Genomic DNA, 20,979 nt, shown 5'->3' on the forward strand with positions numbered 1-20,979 from the left:
CGTTTCAAGAGTGCGCGCACATCTACCAGCTCGGCATGCGGGTCGCTCTTGGCTTGACCACCGATGGTGTCTACGCGCTATGGAACGTCGCCGGGGGGTCGCCGTTCGCGTATTACCCCGAAGCCGTTGGCGGCTGGGGCTTGGCCGTGGCCCACTTTCATGGGTCGGAGCAGGCAGCGAGCACCCCGCGGCCCCAGCGCAACTCGTCCTCGATCTTCTGGACCACGATGGTGATCATTACCCAACCGTCTTCAGGACGGCAGTTCGCCGGTCACCTCAACGAACGCCGCGACATCGCAGCACGACACACCCAGCAGCCACGCCGTGGACTCGATCGCAACAACCGCTGCATCCGGATCGGCAAACGCCCCCGACGCCACGAGCACACCCACCGCGGACCTCACCCGATGTCGAATCCGCCGGTCGAGACCTTCGCGCCTCGACCACGACCAGCGACGACGAACGCGCGTCAGCCGTCCGACGGTTTCCGGGTCGCCAGCCGGACGCCGGCGAGCAGGAGGGCGACGATCGGCACGGTGATGAGCAACCGGATGAGCAGGGTGTCCACGGCGACGGTCTGCTCCACGAGGGACTCGTAGATCACGGGCAGGTTGACGACGAGGGCCAGGGCCAGCACGGACCAGCGCAGCATCAGCAACCATCCAGGTCAGCGAGGCGGTCGATGAGCAGCGCAGCCCAGCGTCCGCGGGTGGCGGGGGCGCCGTCCAGCGAGAGGACGGGGAGGTCGAGTTCCCAGATCGCGGCCGGTCCCGCTGCCCGGGCGGCCGCCACGACCGACAGCGCGGTGACCCGGCCGAGGGTGCGAGCCGTGCGGCGGACGTCCGCGACCCGGCAGGTGGCCTCGACGACGAGCACCAGCTCGTCCGGGCTGAGGGCGGCGACGATGTCGGCGGCCCACTCCAGGTCGGCCACGCCGCCGGTATCGCCGGAGGAATCCGTGGCCACCACGACGATGCAAGCCTCGCGCTGGGTGCGGACCTCGAGCTCCAGCGCGGCGGCCTGACGCCGGTGACGGATCGGATCGGTACCGCAGCCGGCGGTCCGGATCGCGGTGGGCTCGAGCCGCAGGGTCGCGGCGAGCCGAGACGCCTCGGCCTGCGCCTGCACGGCCGGTCCGGCGACGACGAGCAGCTGTCCCGGACCGAGGTCGGGCCGCTCGGCGGTGGGCACACGTCGCACCAGGCGTTCGATCGCCTCGTACGCGCTCCCCGTCTCGTCCCCCAGCCAGCTCATCGGGACGCCGATCTCGCTGAGCTGGCGGCGCAGCGTCAGCGGGGTGCGGACGGGGGCCGCCGTCGCCGCGAGCGGAGCAGCGGGGGCGGTGATCTCCTCGCGGCTCACGGCAGCGAAGGCGACCGGCTGCGGTGACACCTCGACGACCGGCTCCGGCGTCGCGACCACCGGCGGCACGATCGCGGGCTGCGTCACCACCGGCGGCGCCGGCGTCGCCGGCGGGAACGCGGCGGAGTCCGGCGCACGGTGGGCACCGGCGCGGGGCGCGGGCCGCTCGTCGAACGACTCGGCGAGCGGTGCCGCCACCTCGTCGGGACTGCGGTGGGCACCGACGGGGCGGATCTGCGTGTGGGCGAGCAGCTCGGCGCGGGTGACCTGCCACTCCGGGGTCGTCACCGGGGCGGCGACGGCAGCGGGACGGGGCGACGGGCGGAGTGCGGCTGCGGTGACCGGCGAGACCCCCCGGCTCGCAGCATCGGTCGGGCCGCCAGGCGGGGTCGGAAGCGCCGCCGGAAGCGCTGCGCTCGAAAGCTCCGGGGTCGCGACGGCGGCCTGCCGTTCGGCGGCCTTGGCGGCGGCGATGTCGAGCAGCATGCGCGCGAACTCGACGTTGTCCCCGGCGGTGGCGGCCGCGGGGGCGCGGCCGGACTCCACCATGTCCTCGGCGGCTGCGGCGGCCGCAGCTGCCATACCGCCATCGCCACCGGCAGCCACGCTGCCGAGCCCACGCCGCTCGACATGCTCGGTCCGCTCGACATGCTCGGCCGCGCGCAGCAGGGCCTCGAGGGGACTGTCCGGGATCTCCAGGCTGCCGGCGACCTCGGCCAGCGGCACGGCGTCGGGGGCGGCGTCCATGATCACGTAGTGCACGCCGACGGTGCGGCGGGCGAAGAAGCCCATGACACCGCCGTCACGGCCGTACTCGACATCGACGACCCGGACGCGGCCGTCGTACTCCTCGTCCAGCTCGGCGAGGAGTTCGTCGAGGTCGGGACCCTCACGGAACAAGGTTGCGGACGTCATCGATCACTCCGAGGGCGTTGACGGTGACCGAGCCGGTGGCCAGCTCGGGATAGGACAGCACGGGCAGGGCGGGGACGGAGAGCTTGAGCAGCCGCCGCAGCGGCAGCCTGATGGGGGCAGCGACCACGAGCACCGGCTTGACGCCGGTGGCCGAGTGGGTCGTGTACTGCTCGGCGACCGAGGCGAGCAGCGACTCGGCGAGCGCGGGTTCGACCATGAGCTGCGCACCGCCCTCGCCCGGTCGTACCGACTCCAGCAGCAACTGCTGCAGCCGGGGCTCGACCGTGAGGACGTCCAGCTGGGTACCGGTGGCCTGGGCGGCGACGATGGCGGGGGCGAGCGCGGCGCGGGCGGCCTCGACGAGCCGGTCGGGCTCGACGCTGACCTTGGCCGCCACGGAGAGCGCCTCATAGATGCGGACCAGGTCGCGGATCGAGACACCCTCGTCCAGCAATGCGTGGAGTACCCGCTGGATCTCCCCGAGACTGAGCAGGGCGGGGGTGAGGTCCTCGACCACGACCGGGTGGGTGTGCTTGAGCGCCTTCGTCGCAGCGGCGACGTCCTCGCGGCCGAGCAGCCGGCTGGCGTGGTTGCGGACCGCCTCGGAGAGGTGCGTGATCACCAGCGACGAGCGGTCGACCACCGTTGCACCGAGCAGCTCGGCCTGTGCCCGCAGCTCCTCCGGGATCCACTTGCCGTCCAGACCGAAGACCGGCTCCTTGGCCTCGCGACCGGGCAGACCGTCCAGGCCGTCGCCGATGGCGAGAGCGGTGCCGGTGGGAGCCATGGCCCGGCCGACCTCGACGCCGTTGATGTTGATCGCGTAGGTGGAGCCGGGGAGGGTCACGCTGTCGCGGGTCCGCACCGGCGGCATCACGACGCCGAGCTCGGTGGCCAGCGACCGGCGCAGCAGCTTCACCCGGTCGAGCAGGTCCGCGCCGGGGCCGCTGACCAGCGGGACCAGGTCGGGGGCCAGGACGAGCTCCAGCGGATCGACGACGAGGTCGGCACGCAGCTGGTCCTCGTCGGAGACGGCGGGCGTGGCGGCCGGGACCTCGGCCTGCGCCTGCTCGGCCTCGAGCTTCTCCGCCGTCTTGCGCTTGGCCGCCATGAAGAGCAGCAGCGACCCGACGAGCAGGAAGGGCAGCTTGGGCAGCCCCGGCACCAGGCAGAGCCCGAGGGCGGCGGCGCCGGCGATCTGCAGCGCCTTGCGGTTGGCGCCGAGCTGACGCGAGACGACGGTGCCCATGTCGTCCTGGTCGCTGGAGCGGGTCACGATGAGGCCGGTCGAGACGCTGAGCAGCAGCGCCGGGATCTGGCTGACGAGGCCGTCGCCGATGGAGAGCAGGCTGTAGGTCGAGAGCGCCTCCGACACCGGCATGCCGTGCTCGGCGACGCCGATCGCGAAGCCGCCGATGAGGTTGATCAGCGTGATGATGATGGCGGCGATCGCGTCACCCTTGACGAAGCGGGTGGCACCGTCCATCGCGCCGTAGAAGTCGGCCTCCGAGGCGATCTCGGCCCGACGCTTGCGGGCGGTCTGCTCGTCGATGAGGCCGGCGTTGAGGTCCGCGTCGATCGCCATCTGCTTGCCGGGCATGGCGTCGAGGGTGAAGCGGGCGCCGACCTCGGCGACGCGGCCGGCACCGTTGGTGATGACCACGAACTGGATCACCAACAGGATCGCGAAGATCACCAGGCCGATGACCAGCGAGCCGCCGATGACGAAGTGGCCGAAGGCATTGATGACGTCGCCGGCGAAACCGTCGGTGAGGACGAGCCGCGTCGCGCTGATGTTCAGTGCGAGGCGCAGCAGTGTCGCGATGAGCAGCAGCGACGGGAAGCTGGAGAACTCCAGCGGCTTCTTGACGTACATCGACACGAGGACGATGAGGACCGCACCCACCATGTTGCCGGCGATGAGGATGTCCAGCAGCGACGCCGGCATGGGCACGACGAGCATGACCACGATCGAGACGACGCCGATCGGGACGGCCAGCTGGCTGAGCCTGCTCGACTTCACGGAACCTCGCTGCGCGATGGTGCGGTGGCGTCCGAGCCGTGGGGTGCCGTCCTGGCAACCACGCTATCGGCCGGGTCCGGGACGACTTGAGCGATACCCGTCAGACGACGAGACCCCGGCCCCGGGCCGGCGGCACGCGAGGTGCCGCCGCGCCCGTGACCGGGGTCGGAGTCGGGGTGTCGGGGTCAGCCGAGGACGACCGAGAAGCTGCCGGTGCCGTACCGCGACACCGTGACGGTGAGGTCCAGCCGGTTGGCCGGATGCGCCGCGAGCTCCGCGGCGTCGCCGGGTGCGCCGACCAGGCCGGGGTAGGAGGCCACCAGCCGCAGGTGCTCGTCGCAGTGCTCGTTGAGGACGCTGGCGAAGACGTTGAGCAGCTCGCTGACGTTGTCGAAGATGCTCGGCGACAGCGCCCCGTCCTCGATCGCGGCCTCGGCCCCGCCGGCCGGGATCAGCGCGATGGAGGTCCCGATGTAGGCGGCGAGCGGCAGGTCGGTCAGCACCACCGCCGCGAGCCGGCCGAGGTCGGTGTGGAAGACACCGAGCGCGGCCGCCTTCGCCGGCGGGACGGGGTTGCCGATCGCGACCTCGACGTCGCGGCCGAGCATCCCCTCGAGCAGCGTCTTGACCGCCTTGGGGTCCGGGAGCGTGGTGGTGACCATGCTCAGACTCCGGCGGTGGCGAGCACGTCGCTGAACGTCTCGGGGGTGAAGGGCTTGGCGATGAGGCCGAGCGCACCGGCCGAGGCGGCCTGGCTGCGCATGTCGTCCGAGCCCTCGGAGGTGACGAAGGCGAACGGGACGGTGTTGCCGGCCGAGCGCAGCGCGCGCAGGAACTGGATGCCGGTCATGTTCGGCATGTTCCAGTCCGACAGCACGAGGTCGGGGTTCTCGGCGCCGACCTTGGCCAGCGCGTCGGCGCCGTCCTCGGCCTCGACGATCTCCCAGCCGGAGTAGCCGGCCTGACGCAGGGTGCGGATGACGATCTGCCGCATGACGCGGCTGTCGTCGGCGACGATGACCTTCACGGGGGGACTCCTAGGGCTGAGCGGGTAAGGGGTGCGGACTGACCAGGAGCGTGGCCCGGCCGTCGGGCCACATCACGTCGATGACGCAGGTCGGATCGGTGCCGGCCTCGATGTCCGTGCCGGCGCCCACCTCGGGCAGCGTCAGCCGGGACTCGCCGAGGCCGAGGGACTTCACGTTGCCGCCGACGATGTTGGCGAGCTCGCCGAGCGCGTCGTTGACCTCGTCGGCGCCGGGGGCGGCGTCGGCGTCGAGCTTGAAGAGCCGGCGGGTCAGCGCCGCCGCGGAATCGGGGTCGCAGCGGACCACGACGACCCCGACGGTGTCACCCTCGATGACGACCCGGCTCGAGACGTCGGTGTCGAAGGTCGGGGGCACCTCGTCCAGCGGCAGCACCACGGCGTCCTCGGCGACGAAGGTCGTCCAGACGTCGGTGGTGATGCTGCCGAGGGAGTCGACGTCGACCTCGAGCGGGCTCATCAGACAGCCGCCGGCGTCAGGCCGAGCAGGCTGAGCTTGTCGAGCATCGCCTCGGGCGTGAAGGGCTTGATGAGGTACTCGTGAGCACCGGCGGCGAGGGCGCGGACGATCTGCCCGTGCTCGCTCTCGGTGGTAACCATCATCAGCGTCATCGCGCGCAGCTCGGGGCGAGGGCGCACCGCCGTGACGAACTCGAGCCCCGTCATGACCGGCATGTTCCAGTCGATGCAGGCCAGCTCGGGGCGCTCACCGGCGTCCAGGATGTCCAGGGCCGCCCGACCGTGCTCGGCCTCGAGTGTCGCGAAACCGGCGCCGATGAGAATTGAGGAGACGATTCGCCGCATGGCGCGGGAATCGTCGATGACGAGGGCAAGCACGTCAGGCTCCTGTCGCTGGCTGATAGTAGGAACTGCGACCGGCCGTCGAGCGACGCCAGCCATCGTCTACCCCGATCGTCACCTCGGCCGAGCCGAGGAAGAGGTAGCCGTCCGGGCGCATCACACTGCGCACCCGCTGCAAGATCTGCCGTTTGGTCGGGACATCGAAGTAGATGAGGACGTTGCGCAGGAAGACGACGTCGAAGGGGCCCATCGCTCCGAACGGGGCGGCGAGGTTCATCTGCCGAGCCCGCACCATCGAGCGCAGCTTCGGCGAGACGGCCCACTCGGTGCCCTCGCGGCTGAAGTGCTGGACGAGCCGGGCCGCGGGCATGCCGCGGTTGACCTCGAGCTGGCTGTACCGGCCGGCGCTCGTCCGCGCCACCATCGTGGGCGAGAGGTCGGTGGCGAGGATGCTGGCCGAGAGCGGCCGGGCCGACGCGAGGTCGGCGACCTCCATGGCGATCGTGTACGGCTCCTGCCCGCTGGAGCAGGCCGCGGACCAGATGTTCACGCTGCCCGAGAAGCCGGGGCGCCGCATGATGTCGGGGAGGATGACGTTGCGCAGCGCGACGAACGGGTCGCCGTCGCGGTACCAGGACGTCTCGTTGGTGGTGAGCGCGTCCACGACCTTGGCCCGCAGCCCCACGTCACGCGCGGCGCGGATCTTGCTGACGAAGTCGTCGACGGTGCTCGTCCCGGTGGAGCGGGCCAGCGGGGTGAGCCGGGCCTCGACCAGGTACTCCTTGCCGGGCGCGAGGACGATCGCGCTGTCGGCACGGACCAGGTCACGGACGAACTCGAAGTTCTCGGCGGTGAGGGTCATCGGGTGCTCGCAAGTGCCGGGGCGGACGAGACGCGCTGGACGATGGCCGGCGCGATGCTGTCCAGCGGGAGGATGTCGTCGGCCAGTCCGGCGGCGGCGACCGCCCCCGGCATGCCCCAGACGACCGAGGTCTGCTCGTCCTGCGCCAGGACACTTCCTCCGGCGCTGCTGATGTGTCGTGACCCGTCCCGGCCGTCGGAGCCCATGCCCGTCAGCACGACGGCGAGGACGGCGGGGCCGAAGCAGGCCGCGACGCTGGTGAAGAGGACGTCCACGGCCGGGCGGCAGAAGCAGACCGGCGGGTGCTGGTTGAGGCGGAGGACGGGGATCGGGCTGCCCGGACGGACCTCCATGTGGAAGTCGCCGGGGGCGATGTAGACGGTGCCGGGTCGCAGTGTCTCGTCGCCCTTGGCCTCGACCACCGTGACCGGGCAGGTCCGATCCAGGCGGGCGGCGAACTGCGCGGTGAAGACCGGCGGCATGTGCTGGACGACCACGACCGGGATCGGCAGGCTCGCCGGCAACGCCTGGAGCACGGCCGAGAGCGCCTGCGGACCACCCGTCGAGCAGCCGATGGCGAGCACCTTGGGAGCGGTCACGGGGCGTGGGCTGCGTCGCGGCGGCGCCGCGACGTGACCGACGCTGCGGGGAGCCGGGCGGTCGGTGAGAGGACGGCGGGCGGCACCACGGACGACACCGGCGGCGGGGCCGGCCAGCGCATGCACCCGCGGGATGAGCTGTTCGCTGACGCTGCGCATCGACTCGGCGACGCTGCCCACGTTCGCGGGTTTGGTGACGTAGTCGCTCGCCCCCGCCGCGAGCGCCTCGAGCGCCACCGCGGCGCCGGGCTCGGTGAGCGTGCTGAACATGATGATGGGCAGCCGGGTGTGCGTCTTGCGGATGGTGCGCAGCGCGGTGAGGCCGTCCATCTCGGGCATCTCGACATCGAGGGTGACCAGGTCCGGCTTGAGCTGCTCGACCTTCGCCACGCCGAGCCGGCCGTTGGCGGCGGTGCCGACGACCTCGATCAGCGGGTCGGCCGACAGCACGTCGGTGACCAGCCGCCGGACGACGACGGAGTCGTCGACGACGAGCACGCGGATGCGGCGCTCGGTGCTCATGCTGCACCGCTGGCCGCGGGCGAGGTGGGGGTCACGCCGACACCATCGGTCGTGACGAGGACGACTTGAGCCGGGCAGTGGATCGACCGTGCGGGTCGCGGCCGATCTGCCGAACGGTCAGGTGCCGAGGGCCCAGTGGACGTGGGAGCAGAGCAACGAGGCGTGCTCGGCGTCGACGAGATCGGCCACCACGGTGGCCTGGACGGCACCGCTGAGCGCGTTCCAGACACCGTAGGCGGCGTCGTGCGCAGTGAAGCCGGCGTCGCCGAAGGCACGCACGGCCAACAGCTGGGCCGCCGCCGCGGGGCGGAGCCGGCCGGTGAGATAGACCGACCAGCTCGCGTCGTGCACGGCGGTCGCCCAGTCCGGACGGGACGCGCTGGTGGCGACCGACCGCAGCGTCGCCACCTGCGACGGCGTCATCGCCGCGACGCCGTCGAGCAGGTCTCGTACCGCGGGGGCCTGCGGCCCGAGTTCGACATCGGAGACCGCGATCGGGCCCTGCGGGTCCGTCCACGGCAGCGCGCTCTCGTCGGCGTAGAGCGAGGCCATCTGGTCGACGATCACCTCGACGGCGGCGACGGCGTCCGGGTGCTGCAGCCGGACCGAGCCCTTCTCGTCCCAGCTCCAGTCCAGGATGTCGTCACGGACGAGGCGGACCAGGGCGTCGAAGTCGCCCAGCATGCTGCGTTCCAGCAGCCGCAGGGTCTGCACCGAGGCCACCGGCACCGACGTGTCACCACGCAGCTCGCGCAGGGTGGCGGCGAGCGCGGGGACGGGCCGGGGCCGGGACCGCGGCCGGTGGTCCCGGGGCAGGGCGGCGAGCTCGGCTGTCCGGGCCTGGTCGAGCTGCAGCGTCCGCAGCAGGATCTCCGCGATCGCGCGACCACCGGCGAGGCGGCACAGATCGAAGCCCAGGACCGGCATGTTCACCAGCGAGTAGGTCATGGCCCCCCTTCCCTAGGCTCTCAACGATCGCGGCGACCGTGAGGTGACGGTAGCGCGATACCGGCGATTCGTGACATGTCGTGCGAGAAGTGGGCGCGCAGAAGCCGCCGCCCGGCCCGACGAACACGTCGAGCCGGGCGGCGACTTCCCTTCCGTTCCTGCTGTCCCTGACGATCCCTGCTGCCCCTGCTGCCTCAGTCGAGGATGGCGCGGGTGACGGCGGCCTGCTCGGTGAGCACGCCGCCGATCATCACCTGCGTCTCGTTGATCTTCTCGACCGCCTGCTTGATGTCGTGCAGCGAGGCCGTCACCAGCTCGACCTGGCGCTGGATGGCGTTCACCTTGGCGTCGACGTCGGTGGTGGCCCGGGCCGTCTCGGTGGCGAGTTCCTTGACCTCGCCGGCGACGACGGCGAAGCCCTTGCCCGCCTCGCCGGCGCGGGCGGCCTCGATGGTGGCGTTGAGGGCGAGCAGGTTGGTCTGCGCGGCGATGCCCTGGATGACGTGGACGACGTTGCTGATCTCCTGGCTGGCGTGGCCCAGGGTCGTCATCTGCTCGTCGGCCTCTTCGGCGAGGCGACGGCCGTTCTCGGCGACCGTGGTGGCGGAGACGACATTGCGCTCCACCTCCTCGATCGACTGGGTGAGCTCGATGCCTGCCGTCTGCAGCCGATCCGCCGACGCCATCCGCTCCAGCGCGTCGCCGAGCAGGTACGCGGTGTTGCGCAGGGCGGCGGCGCGACTGTCGGAGATGATCAAGGTGCGGGTGGCGAAGAAGTCCATGGTGCCGACGACCTCGCCGTCCACCATCACCGGCATGCAGACGCCGGACTTGACGCCAGCGCGCTGCGCCGCGGGGGCACGGACGCAGTCGGTCATCTCGGCGAGATCCTCGACGAAGTAGAGGTCGCGCCGCTCCCAGGTCCGGCCCGAGAGCCCGACGCCGCGGGCGAACGAGGCCGCCATCGTCACGTTGCGGAACTCCTGCCCGGCGTCGCCGGACTCGTACTCGAAGCGCAGCACGCCGGCGGACTCGTCGAGCTGCCAGTACGAGCCGTACTGCCAGTCGAACTCGCTGCGGATGGTCTCGAGGGCCACCTGCAGGGCGGTCTGCTTGTCCCGGACGTTGGTGAGCTTGCGAAGCACCGTGGTCACCGCCTCGGTGTCCTGCACCGCCTTGCGCTGCTTCTCGGCGTCCACGATGCGCTCGATGGCCTGCGAGACGAGGATGCCGACGCTGCGGAGCACGTCCAGCCGGTCCTGGCTCGGGGTCAGCGTCTCGGTGGCGAAGAAGTCCATCGTCCCCACCACCCGGTTCCCGGCCAGCAGCGGGAAGCAGACCCCGCTCCGCACCCCGGCCCGGACGGCGGCAGGGCGGCGGACGCAGTCGGTGAGGTCGCCGAGGTCGGAGACGAAGACGAGGTCCTTGCGCTGCCAGGCACGGCCGTTGAGGCCGACGCCCTCGGCGAAGCGTGCCGTCGCGGTGACCCGGGCGAACTCCGGGTCGACGCTGCCGGACTCCTCACCGAAGCGGAGCTCGTGGCCCTCGACCACCCAGTAGGAGCCGTAGGCCCAGCCGAAGCGGGACCGGACCGTCTCCAGGGCGACCCTGATGGCCTCCTCCGAGGTGGCGGTCGCGGCGAGCGCGACGACCAGCCCGGACATGATGGCGACGTCGGCGCGCGCCTCGCGGAGCTGCTGGTCGTCGATGACCGCAGCACGGTGCTTGAACATGAAGTTTCTCCTCGACGGCGCGACGGCCGCGATCAGACGGTGAACTGCGCGACCTGCGCGCGGAGCTGGGCAGAGGTGGCCTGGACCGACTCGACCGCGGCGTGGCTGGTGGTCAGCCCCTCCGAGGTCTCGGAGGCCGCCTGCGAGACGGAGATGATGTTGGCGGCGATCTCACCGGAACCGGCGGCGGCCTCGGTGACCGAGCGCGCCATCTCGTTCGTGGTGGCGGTCTGCTCCTCGACGGCCGAGGCGATGGAGACCTGGAAGTCGTTGATCTGGGCGATGATCGACGAGATGTCGCCGATGGCGGCGACAGCCGCGTCGGTGTCGGACTGGATGGTCTCGACCCGGCGGGCGATGTCCTCGGTGGCGCGCGCCGTCTCCTGCGCGAGTTCCTTCACCTCACCGGCCACCACCGCGAAGCCCTTGCCGGCCTCGCCGGCGCGGGCGGCCTCGATGGTCGCGTTGAGGGCCAGCAGGTTGGTCTGCTCGGCGATGGAGGTGATCACCTTGACGACCGAGCCGATCTCGGCCGACGACTCGCCGAGCCGCGACACGGTGGCGTTGGTGGTGGCGGCGGCGTCGACCGCCGAGGCCGCGACCCTGGCCGCCTCGGAGGCGTTCTGGGCGATCTCGCGGATCGAGGCCCCCATCTCCTCGGAGCCGGCGGCGACGGTCTGCACGTTGCGGGAGACCTGCTCGGCAGCGGCGGAGACGACCTGCGACTGGGCCGAGGTCTCCTCGGCCGAGGCGCTGATGACGCCCGAGGTCTCGGAGAGCTTGTCGGCGGCGGAACTGAGGGTCGTGGTGGAGTCCGAGACGTGGCGCAGCATCTCACGCAGCGAGCCCTGGGCGGCGGAGAGCGAGCGGGCCATGGCACCCATCTCGTCGCCGTTGGTGACCTTCGCCTCGCGGGTCAGGTCGCCCTTGGCCATCGCGCCGAGAGAGGCCTCGACCTCGCGGACGGGGCGGATGATCAGGTTGGCGATCCAGCGGGCGACGACGACTCCCAGCAGCAGCGCGGCGATCCCGACGATGACCAGCAGCATCACCGCGTCACTACCGGCCGCGTCGACTGACTCGAGGTCACCGGTCAGGCCAGCCTGCTCCCCGGCCTCGGTCTTGTCGAGCGCGTCGGCGGCGCGAGCTGCGATCACCTCGCCGCGATTGTTGATGACGTCGGCGAGCTTGGCGGAGGCCGCAGCCGACGTTTGCTTCGCCAGCGGCAACATCTGATCGTCACGCAGGGTGCGCCACTGCTCCCATGCCCGTTGGAAGGTACCGAAGGCGGGCTGCACCTCACCTATTCCGAGGTATTCCTTGACCGCCGCGTCGAGTTCCTCGTCGGTCGCGGCGATCTTGTCGGTGAACTTCTTCAGCCCTGCAGCCGTCGAGGTGTCCGACAACCCCATCTGCGCGACGAGCATCCGCGACTTGATCTCGGCCTGATGGATCTTGGCGAGCGGGGCTACTTCGTCCTGGATCGTCGTGCGGACGTGATCCGAGGTCGAACCGACGTTTCCGAAGCTCTTCCACGAGACCGTGACGATGGCGATCATGCCGACCAGGAGCAGGCCTGCGAGACCGTAGATCTTCTTCGCTACGCCGGCATCGCGAATCACCGACAGCGGGGAGCGGGACGGGGACGTGGGGGGCGTTGTCATGAGCGTTTCCTCGGTCAGGCCGCGACGGTCACGGCTCGGTCGACGTCGAGCGCCAGGAGTAGGCGATCGTTGAGCTTGTAGGCACCTTCGATGAGCTCGCGGGCGACGCCGTCGAGGGTGTCCGGGGGTGCTTCGAAGATGGCCGAGTCGACATCGACGACGTCGCCGATGCGGTCCACGAGCAGGCTGATGACCTCGCCGTCGATGCGGACCACGACACTGGTCGGGATCGCGTCCGAGTCACGGTCGGCCAGCGCGAGGCGGCGGCGCAGATCGAGGACGAGGACGACCTCGCCGCGCAGGTTCATCAGTCCCGAGACGGCGCCGGGCGCGAGTGGGACGCTGGTGCAGCGCTGGTCCTGCAGCACCTCCTGCACCCGGGAGACCGGGACGCCGTAGAGGTTGTCGCAGAGGGTGAAGGTGGCGAGCTGGTGGTTCATGCCGGGACCTCGACGGAGTACTCGTGGCTGATGCCCTCGTCGCCGTACGAGGCGGCGTCGAAGGACTGGTAGAAGCGCGGGTCCGCGGCGAGGATCGCCGAGCGGACGTCGAGCAGTTCGGTGACCCGCTCCTTGACGATGAGCGAGCCGAGCAGGCCGCTGTCGTCGATGTCGCTGCGGGCGGCGGTCGAGGCGTCGACGATGTCGATGATGCTGTCGACGCCCATCGCCACGCTGCGCCCTTCGCTGGCATAGACGACGATCGGCAGGGTCTCGCGGTCCGGATCGCCGTAACCGCCGAGCAGGTGGCCCAGCCGGATCAGCGGCAGGATGCCGTCCTTGCGACGGATCACCTCCCGGTGGCCGACGTGCTCGATCTCGGCCGTCCGCACCTCTTCCAGGCGGGTGACGCTGGCCAGCGGGATGGCGACCCGCCGGTCCTCGCCGAGGCCGATGACGAGCATCCGCTCCTGGTCGGTGCTGACCAGGCCGTCGCCCTTGCCGGCGTGGTCGACCCGCTCGACGACCTCCGAGCGCAGCGCCGTGCGGGCCATGCACTGGATGTCCAGGATGAGCGAGACCCGGCCGTCACCCAGGATCGTCGCGCCGGAGAAGACGCCGATGCTCTTCAGCATCCGGCTCAGCGGCTTGACGACGATGTCCTCGGTGTTGACGACCCGATCCACGACCAGGCCGAAGCGGCGTCCCTCGGACTGCAGCACGGCGATGACGCCGGAGTGCGCCTCGTCGTCGGCGGCACGTTCCTTGTGCAGCAGGGCATCCAGCCGCACCAGCGGCAGCAACTGACCGCGCAGCCGGTAGACCTCGGCGCCGCCGACGTGCTCGATCGAGTCACGCGACTTCGCGGCGGTGGAATCCAGCGCGACGAGCTCCAGCAGGTTCACCTGCGGCACCGCGAAGGTGTCGCCGGCGCAGTCGACGGTGAGGGCGGGGACGATGGCGAGCGTCAGCGGGATGCGCAGCCGGCAGGTGGTGCCGCGGCCGGGCTGGGACTCGACCTCGATGGTGCCGCCGATGTTCTCGATGTTGGTCTTCACGACGTCCATGCCGACGCCGCGGCCGGAGACGTTGGTGACGGCCGCGGCGGTCGAGAAGCCGGGGCGGAAGATGAGCTGCAGCAGGTCGGTGGCGGACATCGCCGCGACCTGGTCGGTGGTCACCAGACCCTTGCGGATCGCGCTCTCACCGATCTTGACCGAGTCGATGCCGGCGCCGTCGTCGGAGACCTCGACGACGACCTGGCCGCCCTCGTGGAACGAACGGAGGGTGAGCGTGCCCTGCTCGGTCTTGCCGGCGGCGCGGCGGACGGAGGGCTTCTCGATGCCGTGGTCCACGGCGTTGCGGACGAGGTGCGTGAGCGGATCCTTGACCGCCTCGAGCAGGGTCCGGTCGAGCTCGGTCTCCTTGCCCACCATCTCCAGCACGACGCTCTTGCCGCACTGGGTGCCGAGGTCGCGGACGACGCGCGGCAGCTTGGACCAGAGGTGCTCCATCGGCTGCATGCGGGTCTTCATGACCTCCTCCTGCAGCTCGGTGGCGATGATGTTGAGCCGCTGGGTCGCGCGGACGAGGTCGGTGTCACCGGAGGAGGCGGCACGCCGCATGACCTGGTTGCGGGTCAGCACCAGCTCGCCGACGAGGCGCATCAGCGAGTCGAGCAGGTCGACGTCGACGCGGATGGAGGAGTCGGCGATGGCCCGGCGTACCCCGCCCTCCTCGCCGGCGGCGGGGGATGCGGCGGGAAGGGCGGGGGCCGGGGTGGCTGCGGCGGGGGACGCAGCCGGGGTCACGTGGGGGGCGGGCGGGGCGGCAGCGGGCGGGACCTCCGCGATCGCAGGTGCAGTGCTCGGCGCAGTCTCGACGGCGGTGCTCGGTGCCTCGACGGCGGCGGTCTCCGCTGCCTCCGGGGCCTGCTCGCCCGCGTCGGCCGGAGCGGGGGCGGCGGTGCCGTCCAGCACCGCACGGACGGCGGCGACCGCGCCGGCGACGTCCACATCGGCGTCCCCGCCGGTGGCCTCGATCGAGGCGAGCAGCTCGCGGACCGAGTCGACCATGGCCAGCAGCGCGTCGGTGGTCTGCGGCGTCATCCGCATCACGCCGTCCCGCAGTTTGGCGAGCAGGTTCTCACCGACGTGGGTGAGCTCCTCCAGTCGCGAGAACGCCAGGAAGCCGCTCGTGCCCTTCAGCGTGTGGATCGTGCGGAAGATGCTCGCGAGCAGGTCGCGGGAGTCCGGGGCCTGCTCGAGCGCGACAAGGTCACGGTCCAGCTGGTCGAGGTTCTCGTGGCTCTCCACCAGAAACTCGGCGACGATCTCGTCCATGCCGTCCAACGCGGGTACTCCCCGTCTTCCAGTCGCGGGGTTCGATTTCCGCGCTGAGGTCTCTATCGGCGCAGCCGAGAAATCCCTGAGCTATCCGCATCCTGCAGGGACCAAGGTCCCGGCCTCTCAACGGCTCGGCGTCAGCGGCCTGACCGTGTGCACGCCGGCGGCCGAACCCCGGCGCTTGAGCGACATGATGAAGGCGAGGACGGTCGCGACAGCGCGGTAGAGATCGACGGGAATCTCGTCGCCGACCTTGCAGGCCTTGTGCAGCGTCCGCGCCAGCGGAACGTCGACCACCATGGGTATGCGGTGTTCCTCGGCTTTTGCGCGGATTCGCGCAGCAACGTGGTCACCGCCCTTGGCCACGACCCGTGGGGCGCCGCGGGTGGGGTCGTACTTGAGGGCGACGGCGACGTGGGTCGGGTTCACCACGACGACATCGGCGGTGGCGACGTCGGCCATCATGCGGTTGCGGCGCATCGCCATCTGCAGCGCGCGGCGCTGACCCCGGACGTGCGGGTCGCCCTCGCTGCTCTTGTGCTCCTCCTTGACCTCCTGCTTGGTCATCTTGAGCTGTTTGTCGTTGCGCTTGCGGACCACCACGTAGTCGGCGAAGGCCATGATGAGGCCGGCGACGGCCGCCCATCGCAACAGCGTCAGCGCCCCGTCGATGCAGATGTCGACGAGCTCGGCCAGCGGCAGCGATCCGGACCCCATCAGGGTCGGGATCAGGTTGCGGATGGAGGCATAGAGCACCGCGCCCAGCGCGGCCGTCTTCAGCAGCGACTTCAGCAGCTGCCACCAGCCGTGCTTGCCGAACATCCGGGTGATGCCCTTGAGCGGGTTGAGCCGGTTGAACTTCGGCTTCAACGCCCCCGCCGCGAACCAGAGTGAACCCTGGCCGGCCACCGCGGCGATACCGATGCAGGCGGCGAGCAGGGCCAGCGGCAGCGCGTCGCTGAATCCGCTGCGGAAGGTGTCGCCGGCGATGCCCATCGCGCGGCCGATGTCGGGGTCGCGGATCACCGTCCCGAGCATGATGATGCAGCGCGACGCCGTGGTCATGAGCGACTCGGCGACGTGCGGGATGACGAAGGAGGCCGCCAGCATCGTCAGCCACGCCCCGATCTCCGGGGTGTTGCCGACCTGCCCCTGCCGCCGCGCCTTCTTGCGCTTCTGCGGTGTGGCCTTCTCGGTCCTCTCCTCGCCCGACCCTCCCCCACTCATCGCGGCGCCGTCCTCGACATCGCCGTCCTCGACGCCCTCGACGCCCTCGACGCCCGTCCCGTCTGTTGAGTGGGCCGATAACCCGGTGAGTGGGCCGGAATCTCGTCCCACTCACCCGAAAACGGCCCACTCACCGGGGGGTGGAGGGTCGGGGGGTTCGCAGGGAGAGCAGCAAGCGGGGTCATCCCGTCACCGCCGCGACCAGCCGCGTGGACTTCTGGGCGAGCTCGGCGACCGTCTCGGGCATCAGCATAAAGCCGAAACCGGTGAGCGCCAGCGTCAGACCGATCTTGATCGGGAAGCTCATCGAGAAGGCGTTGAGCTGCGGGGCGATGCGGTTCAGGACACCCAGCGCGACGTCGGCGATGAAGAGGACGACGATGAGCGGCCCGGCGATCTGCAGCGCCGCGACGAAGAGATCGGTGACGCCGCCGGTGACGTGGCTGGCCAGCTTGTCCAGCGAGAACCCGGCGTCCAGCGGCACGGTGGTGAAGGTCCGCAGGAAGCCGCGGATGATCACGATGTGCAGGTCGGTGGCGAAGATCAACGCCGTGCACATCATGGCGTAGAACCGTCCGAAGACGGCGTTGGTGGACTGGCTGAACGGGTCGTAGGCGCTGGCGAGCGAGAAGCCGCCGAAGAGGTCGAGCAGGCTGCCCGCGGCCTCGACCGCGGCGAAGACCAGCCGGGTGAGGAAGCCCAGGGCGGCGCCGAGCACGACCTGGATCACCAGCGCCGAGGCGATGGGCGCGACCTCCTGGGCCGGCAGGTGACCGCGCACGACAGGCAGGACGGCCAGGGCGAGGGCGACGCTGAGCAGGCCTTTGACGACCTTCGGCGTGCCGGCGGTCGCGACCGGCGGGGCGAACATCGCCCACGCCAGGATGCGCGTGGCGGCCAGCACGAGGGCCAGCAACCACGAACCGTCAACCGCGACCGTCATGACAGCGTCAGGCGCCGGAGAGCATCGACGGGATGCCGTGGAAGAGGTCGGTGGTGAAGCTGACCATCGTGGTGAGCATCCAGTGCCCGCAGATCAGCAGCGCCACCCCGCAGCCGACGGCCTTGGGGACGAAGGCGAGGGTGAACTCCTGGATCTGGGTCGCCGACTGGAACAGCGAGACGGTGAAGCCGATGACCAGCGAGGTGACCAGCACCGGCGCCGAGAGCTTGCCGGCCACCAGCAGCGCCTGCATAGCGAGGTGGACGATGTCCTGTTCGTTCATGGTGGTTTTCCGTCCTATCCGCCGCGATAGCTCTGCACGAGCGAGGTGACGATGAGGCCCCAGCCGTCGACGAGGACGAAGAGCAGGAGCTTGAAGGGCAGCGAGACCGACACCGGCGGGAGCATCATCATGCCGAGCGACATGAGCGACGACGAGACGACGAGGTCGATGATCACGAAGGGGATGAAGACGATGAAGCCGATGATCATCGCCGACCGGAGCTCGGAGAGCACGAACGCCGGGATGATCGTCGACAGCTCCAGATCGCTCTTGTTGGCCGGGTTGGGCAGGTTGCCCGCCCGCAGCATGAGGGCGATCTCCTGGGGTCGGGTGTGCTCGAGCATGAAGTCCCGCAGCGGCTTCACCCCGTCGCTCCAGGCGACGCTCCGGGTCTTGGTGCCGTTGATGTAGGGCTGGATGCCGAGGTCGTTGACCTTCGAGAGCACCGGTCCCATGACGAAGACGGAGAGGAACAGCGACAGCCCGGCGAGCACCTGGTTCGGCGGCACCGACTGCAGTCCCAGCGCGTTCCGCGTCAGCGAGAGCACCACGAAGATCTTGGTGAAGCTGGTGCAGAGCAGCAGCAGCGACGGCGCCACGCCGAGGACCGTGACCAGCAGCAGGATGGAGACCGACTGGCTGGGCTTGCCGCCGTCGACGTCCACGCTGACCGTGCTGCCACCGGTGCTGTTGCCGTCACCGCCGCGCGGAGTGCTCGGCGCGGACGGCGCCGCCGGCGCGGCCGGACCCGCCGGCGCCGCTGCCGCCGGTGCTGCGGCCGGCGCCGCTGCTACCGGTGCTGCGGCCGCCGCGCTCGCCGTGAAGGACGCTGTGACCGCCAGCCCGAAGGCAAGGGCCAGCAGCATCGCCACGGTGAGGGCGACGCGTCGGAGGAGGGTCATCGGTCTGGTCAGGTCCGCGTGGTCAGGTCACGCAGCGACTCGATGGTCTGCTTCCACGTCTGGGGTGAGAGCGCGGAGCCGGCCAGCGCCCCCGTCGGCGCGGGCTGCGTCGTCCGGTTGACCGTGGGCCGTCCCCCGACCGCGAGTGGTCGCGAGGAGGTCGAGTGGTCGTCGTCTTCGCGACCACTCGGCGCGTCCACGACCACTCGACGGGTGGGGACGCGCGGGGACGGGTCACGCGGGGCGGCCGCGGCGCTGCGGTGCGAGGCGGCGCGGCGGCCGCGAGCGGGGGTGGCGTCCTTCGTGGCGAGCGCGGCCTCCAGGTCGGTCTCGCCCAGGATGGAGACCTGGTTCTCGGCGACGCCCAGGACGAAGGCTTGGTCGTTCACCCGGATCACCGCGACCGACGACGAGCGGCTGAGGTTGGTGCGCTCCAGCACCTCGATGACCCGGTCACCCTTGCCCTTCATCCCCTTGCGGGCCCGGCGGGCCAGCAGCCACATGACGCCGAGGACGGCGGCGAGCGAGACGAGCAGACGGCCGACCATCGCGACGGTGTCCACGTCAGCGCCCCTGCTCGTCGGCGACGATCTGCGTCACGCGCAGCGCGTAGTTCTCGTCGACGACCACGATCTCGCCGCGGGCGATGAGCCGGCCGTTGACGAAGAGGTCCGCGGCCTCGCCGGCGGCGCGGTCGAGCTCGATGATGGCGCCTTCGCGCAGGCCGAGCAGGTCGTTGATCGTCATCCGCGCCCGTCCCAGCTCGACCGTGGCGGCCATCTCGACGTGGCGCAGCAGGTCCAGCCGCTCGTTGCGGACAGCGGGTGCTGCCGGTGCCGCGGTGGCGGCGACCGGCGGGGCGCCGTCCAGGCCGACGGCGACGGCGGCGCGGACCGCGGCACCGTCGTCCAGGCCGACGATCGCCATCTCCTGACGGCCGTTGATGCGCTGCTGGGCGATGCGGGCGTCCACGGTGGCGGGGGTGCCGAGCGTGACCTCGCCCAGGGCGCCGGCGATCTGCTGCAGCAGCGGGGTGAGGGCGGTGGCGAGGTCGACCTCGGCACCGTCCGCCGCGGTCAGCGAGCGCCCGATCGCGTCGTCGACGAAGAGCGCGAGCTCGCCGCTGGTCTCGCCGCCGAGCGAGCAGAGCACCGCGAAGTCGAGCGCGATCTCCACCGGCACGGACTGCGGCTCGCCGGCGGCGAGGCCGGCGTCGGGTGCGAGTTCGGCAACCGTGACGGCGGCGGCAGCGCCGGCCAGCTGCACGGCTCCGATGGTCTGGGTGAGCAACTCAGCGGTCCTTTCGGGGGGCGACCGTGCGGACATCGGTCACGAGGGCGGCGAGGCGGGTGCCGGTGCGACCGGCGACGGCAAGGGCGTACTCGACGCCGCCGGCATGGACGGTGAGCGGAGTGCCGGCTCGGTGCCCCAGCGGGACGATGTCGCCGACACTCAAGCCCAGCAGAACGTCGGCGGTGAGGTTGACGTCGCCGAAGCGCAGGCTCACGTCCAGCGGGACGTCGGACATGCGGGCGGCGATCCGGGCGGCGGCGCCGGCCCGGTCGGTCGAGTCGCCCGCCGGCTCGCTGGGACGCTGCGCCTCGAGGACGGGCAGCATCGGCGTCAGCGGCAGGCTGACGAGCAGCGGGCTGGTGATCTGACCGATCTGCAGCGTGAAGACGCCGACGATGACGGCGTCGGCGGCACCGGCCGCCTGCAGGAACTGCGGGTTGTACTCGACCGCGCCGATGCCGAAGTCGATGGCGACGATCGGTTCGAGGGCGAAGCGCAGCGTCCCGACGATCTCGTCGAGCAGTCCCTGCAGCAGCGGGGTCTCGATGTCGGTGAGCGTGCGGGTGGGCTGCGGACCGCCGGGGCCGCCGAGGAGGTGGTCGATCGCGGCGAGGGTGACGGGGAGCGAGAAGTGCAGCGTCCCGGAGCCGGCGAGCGGGCTGAGGCTCAGCGGCACGGTGATCGACGGGCTGGCCAGCCCGGAGACGTAGTCGTCGTATCCCTGCTGACCGACCTCGACCACCTGCACCAGGCACACCTGCCGCAGCCGGCTGGTGAGCAGGGTGGTGAGGCGGCGGGCCATCGCGTCACAGGCCATCTGCATGGCGCGGACGTGCTCGCGCGAGAGCTTGACCGGACGGCGGAAGTCGTAGGGCAGCACGGCGCCGTCGCCTCCGTCGGAGCGCGACGGCCCGTCCGGACGGGTGGCGTCGGCGGACGCGCCGGGCTGCCGGACCGGCAGCTCGATGACCGATGGGGGTGTCACGAAGCTGCTATCGGCCGGGCGCGCGTCGACCTGAGCGCGTCCGGTGAAGTCGTGTCTGTTTTGTCGGCGGCGTGCTGCCGCCGGTGA

General features: G+C 71.0%; 22 protein-coding genes and 1 pseudogene. All 23 read right to left on the reverse strand.

Annotated elements, in window-relative coordinates; translation table 11 throughout:
• Positions 1 to 251: 251 nt before the first annotated feature.
• Positions 252 to 392, reverse strand: a complete 141-nt coding sequence (locus tag AC0NZQ_RS01525) for a hypothetical protein (RefSeq protein WP_474527864.1) — start codon at positions 390 to 392, stop codon at positions 252 to 254.
• Positions 393 to 469: 77 nt separating this feature from the next.
• Positions 470 to 652 carry a hypothetical protein gene (locus tag AC0NZQ_RS01530; RefSeq protein ID WP_474527865.1) on the reverse strand — a complete coding sequence of 61 codons (183 nt, stop codon included), beginning with the start codon at positions 650 to 652 and terminating at the stop codon, positions 470 to 472.
• On the reverse strand, positions 652 to 2,277 hold the full coding sequence (locus AC0NZQ_RS01535) for a hypothetical protein (protein WP_474527866.1): 1,626 nt from the start codon (positions 2,275 to 2,277) through the stop codon (positions 652 to 654). Before AC0NZQ_RS01535 ends, AC0NZQ_RS01530 begins: the two co-directional genes overlap by 1 nt.
• The gene (locus AC0NZQ_RS01540; protein WP_474527867.1) at positions 2,252 to 4,300 is read right to left on the reverse strand and encodes a flagellar biosynthesis protein FlhA; all 2,049 of its coding nucleotides are present in this window, start codon (positions 4,298 to 4,300) and stop codon (positions 2,252 to 2,254) included. The genes AC0NZQ_RS01535 and AC0NZQ_RS01540 overlap by 26 nt, the downstream gene beginning before the upstream one ends.
• Positions 4,301 to 4,485: 185 nt before the next feature.
• Entirely contained in the window at positions 4,486 to 4,962 is a 477-nt protein-coding gene (locus AC0NZQ_RS01545) for a hypothetical protein (protein WP_474527868.1), read from the reverse strand.
• Positions 4,963 to 4,964: 2 nt separating this feature from the next.
• Positions 4,965 to 5,327 carry a response regulator gene (locus AC0NZQ_RS01550; RefSeq protein WP_474527869.1) on the reverse strand — a complete coding sequence of 121 codons (363 nt, stop codon included), beginning with the start codon at positions 5,325 to 5,327 and terminating at the stop codon, positions 4,965 to 4,967.
• Positions 5,328 to 5,337: 10 nt separating this feature from the next.
• Positions 5,338 to 5,805 (reverse strand): chemotaxis protein CheX, encoded by a 468-nt coding sequence (locus AC0NZQ_RS01555; protein WP_474527870.1) that lies wholly within the window; start codon positions 5,803 to 5,805, stop codon positions 5,338 to 5,340.
• Complete coding sequence (locus AC0NZQ_RS01560) at positions 5,805 to 6,182, reverse strand: response regulator (protein WP_474527871.1); 378 nt, start codon at positions 6,180 to 6,182, stop codon at positions 5,805 to 5,807. The genes AC0NZQ_RS01555 and AC0NZQ_RS01560 overlap by 1 nt, the downstream gene beginning before the upstream one ends.
• A gap of 1 nt (position 6,183) precedes the next feature.
• A complete protein-coding gene (locus AC0NZQ_RS01565; protein ID WP_474527872.1) occupies positions 6,184 to 7,008 on the reverse strand; it encodes a CheR family methyltransferase in 825 nt (274 codons plus the stop codon).
• Positions 7,005 to 8,129: a protein-glutamate methylesterase/protein-glutamine glutaminase gene (locus tag AC0NZQ_RS01570; RefSeq protein WP_474527873.1), complete on the reverse strand. Its 1,125-nt coding sequence runs from the start codon at positions 8,127 to 8,129 to the stop codon at positions 7,005 to 7,007. The genes AC0NZQ_RS01565 and AC0NZQ_RS01570 overlap by 4 nt, the downstream gene beginning before the upstream one ends.
• A gap of 117 nt (positions 8,130 to 8,246) precedes the next feature.
• Positions 8,247 to 9,077, reverse strand: a complete 831-nt coding sequence (locus AC0NZQ_RS01575) for a hypothetical protein (RefSeq protein ID WP_474527874.1) — start codon at positions 9,075 to 9,077, stop codon at positions 8,247 to 8,249.
• A gap of 194 nt (positions 9,078 to 9,271) precedes the next feature.
• Positions 9,272 to 10,810: a GAF domain-containing protein gene (locus tag AC0NZQ_RS01580; RefSeq protein ID WP_474527875.1), complete on the reverse strand. Its 1,539-nt coding sequence runs from the start codon at positions 10,808 to 10,810 to the stop codon at positions 9,272 to 9,274.
• A 32-nt stretch (positions 10,811 to 10,842) separates the two neighbouring features.
• Positions 10,843 to 11,643, reverse strand: a complete 801-nt coding sequence (locus tag AC0NZQ_RS01585) for a methyl-accepting chemotaxis protein (RefSeq protein WP_474529390.1) — start codon at positions 11,641 to 11,643, stop codon at positions 10,843 to 10,845.
• Positions 11,644 to 11,655: 12 nt separating this feature from the next.
• Positions 11,656 to 12,474 (reverse strand): annotated as a pseudogene (locus AC0NZQ_RS01590) (HAMP domain-containing protein); the annotation flags it as partial.
• 14 nt (positions 12,475 to 12,488) lie between these two features.
• Entirely contained in the window at positions 12,489 to 12,914 is a 426-nt protein-coding gene (locus AC0NZQ_RS01595) for a chemotaxis protein CheW (RefSeq protein ID WP_474527876.1), read from the reverse strand.
• The gene (locus AC0NZQ_RS01600) at positions 12,911 to 15,265 is read right to left on the reverse strand and encodes a chemotaxis protein CheA (RefSeq protein WP_474527877.1); all 2,355 of its coding nucleotides are present in this window, start codon (positions 15,263 to 15,265) and stop codon (positions 12,911 to 12,913) included. Before AC0NZQ_RS01600 ends, AC0NZQ_RS01595 begins: the two co-directional genes overlap by 4 nt.
• A 117-nt stretch (positions 15,266 to 15,382) precedes the next feature.
• Positions 15,383 to 16,486, reverse strand: a complete 1,104-nt coding sequence (locus tag AC0NZQ_RS01605; protein ID WP_474527879.1) for an EscU/YscU/HrcU family type III secretion system export apparatus switch protein — start codon at positions 16,484 to 16,486, stop codon at positions 15,383 to 15,385.
• A 181-nt stretch (positions 16,487 to 16,667) separates the two neighbouring features.
• On the reverse strand, positions 16,668 to 17,429 hold the full coding sequence (locus tag AC0NZQ_RS01610; protein WP_474527881.1) for a flagellar biosynthetic protein FliR: 762 nt from the start codon (positions 17,427 to 17,429) through the stop codon (positions 16,668 to 16,670).
• 7 nt (positions 17,430 to 17,436) lie between these two features.
• Positions 17,437 to 17,712 (reverse strand): flagellar biosynthetic protein FliQ, encoded by a 276-nt coding sequence (locus tag AC0NZQ_RS01615; protein WP_474527882.1) that lies wholly within the window; start codon positions 17,710 to 17,712, stop codon positions 17,437 to 17,439.
• A gap of 14 nt (positions 17,713 to 17,726) precedes the next feature.
• Positions 17,727 to 18,614: a flagellar type III secretion system pore protein FliP gene (fliP, locus tag AC0NZQ_RS01620; RefSeq protein WP_474527884.1), complete on the reverse strand. Its 888-nt coding sequence runs from the start codon at positions 18,612 to 18,614 to the stop codon at positions 17,727 to 17,729.
• Between the two features lie 8 nt (positions 18,615 to 18,622).
• Positions 18,623 to 19,177 (reverse strand): flagellar biosynthetic protein FliO, encoded by a 555-nt coding sequence (fliO, locus tag AC0NZQ_RS01625; protein ID WP_474527885.1) that lies wholly within the window; start codon positions 19,175 to 19,177, stop codon positions 18,623 to 18,625.
• 1 nt (position 19,178) lies between these two features.
• A complete protein-coding gene (gene fliN, locus AC0NZQ_RS01630) occupies positions 19,179 to 19,904 on the reverse strand; it encodes a flagellar motor switch protein FliN (protein ID WP_474527886.1) in 726 nt (241 codons plus the stop codon).
• A gap of 1 nt (position 19,905) precedes the next feature.
• Positions 19,906 to 20,892, reverse strand: a complete 987-nt coding sequence (locus AC0NZQ_RS01635; protein ID WP_474527887.1) for a flagellar motor switch protein FliM — start codon at positions 20,890 to 20,892, stop codon at positions 19,906 to 19,908.
• Positions 20,893 to 20,979 lie beyond the last annotated feature (87 nt).

It is taken from the genome of Jatrophihabitans sp. sgz311053, assembly GCF_056135305.1.

Coding starts and splice junctions, on each gene's coding strand:
- AC0NZQ_RS01530 (WP_474527865.1), bottom strand. CDS start 652: ATGCTGCGCTGGTCCGTGCTGGCCCTGGCCCTCGTCGTCAACCTGCCC.
- AC0NZQ_RS01535 (WP_474527866.1), bottom strand. CDS start 2,277: ATGACGTCCGCAACCTTGTTCCGTGAGGGTCCCGACCTCGACGAACTC.
- AC0NZQ_RS01545 (WP_474527868.1), bottom strand. CDS start 4,962: ATGGTCACCACCACGCTCCCGGACCCCAAGGCGGTCAAGACGCTGCTC.
- AC0NZQ_RS01555 (WP_474527870.1), bottom strand. CDS start 5,805: ATGAGCCCGCTCGAGGTCGACGTCGACTCCCTCGGCAGCATCACCACC.
- AC0NZQ_RS01565 (WP_474527872.1), bottom strand. CDS start 7,008: ATGACCCTCACCGCCGAGAACTTCGAGTTCGTCCGTGACCTGGTCCGT.
- AC0NZQ_RS01570 (WP_474527873.1), bottom strand. CDS start 8,129: ATGAGCACCGAGCGCCGCATCCGCGTGCTCGTCGTCGACGACTCCGTC.
- AC0NZQ_RS01575 (WP_474527874.1), bottom strand. CDS start 9,077: ATGACCTACTCGCTGGTGAACATGCCGGTCCTGGGCTTCGATCTGTGC.
- AC0NZQ_RS01580 (WP_474527875.1), bottom strand. CDS start 10,810: ATGTTCAAGCACCGTGCTGCGGTCATCGACGACCAGCAGCTCCGCGAG.
- AC0NZQ_RS01585 (WP_474529390.1), bottom strand. CDS start 11,643: ATGCTGCGCCACGTCTCGGACTCCACCACGACCCTCAGTTCCGCCGCC.
- AC0NZQ_RS01595 (WP_474527876.1), bottom strand. CDS start 12,914: ATGAACCACCAGCTCGCCACCTTCACCCTCTGCGACAACCTCTACGGC.
- AC0NZQ_RS01605 (WP_474527879.1), bottom strand. CDS start 16,486: ATGAGTGGGGGAGGGTCGGGCGAGGAGAGGACCGAGAAGGCCACACCG.
- AC0NZQ_RS01610 (WP_474527881.1), bottom strand. CDS start 17,429: ATGACGGTCGCGGTTGACGGTTCGTGGTTGCTGGCCCTCGTGCTGGCC.
- AC0NZQ_RS01615 (WP_474527882.1), bottom strand. CDS start 17,712: ATGAACGAACAGGACATCGTCCACCTCGCTATGCAGGCGCTGCTGGTG.
- fliP (WP_474527884.1), bottom strand. CDS start 18,614: ATGACCCTCCTCCGACGCGTCGCCCTCACCGTGGCGATGCTGCTGGCC.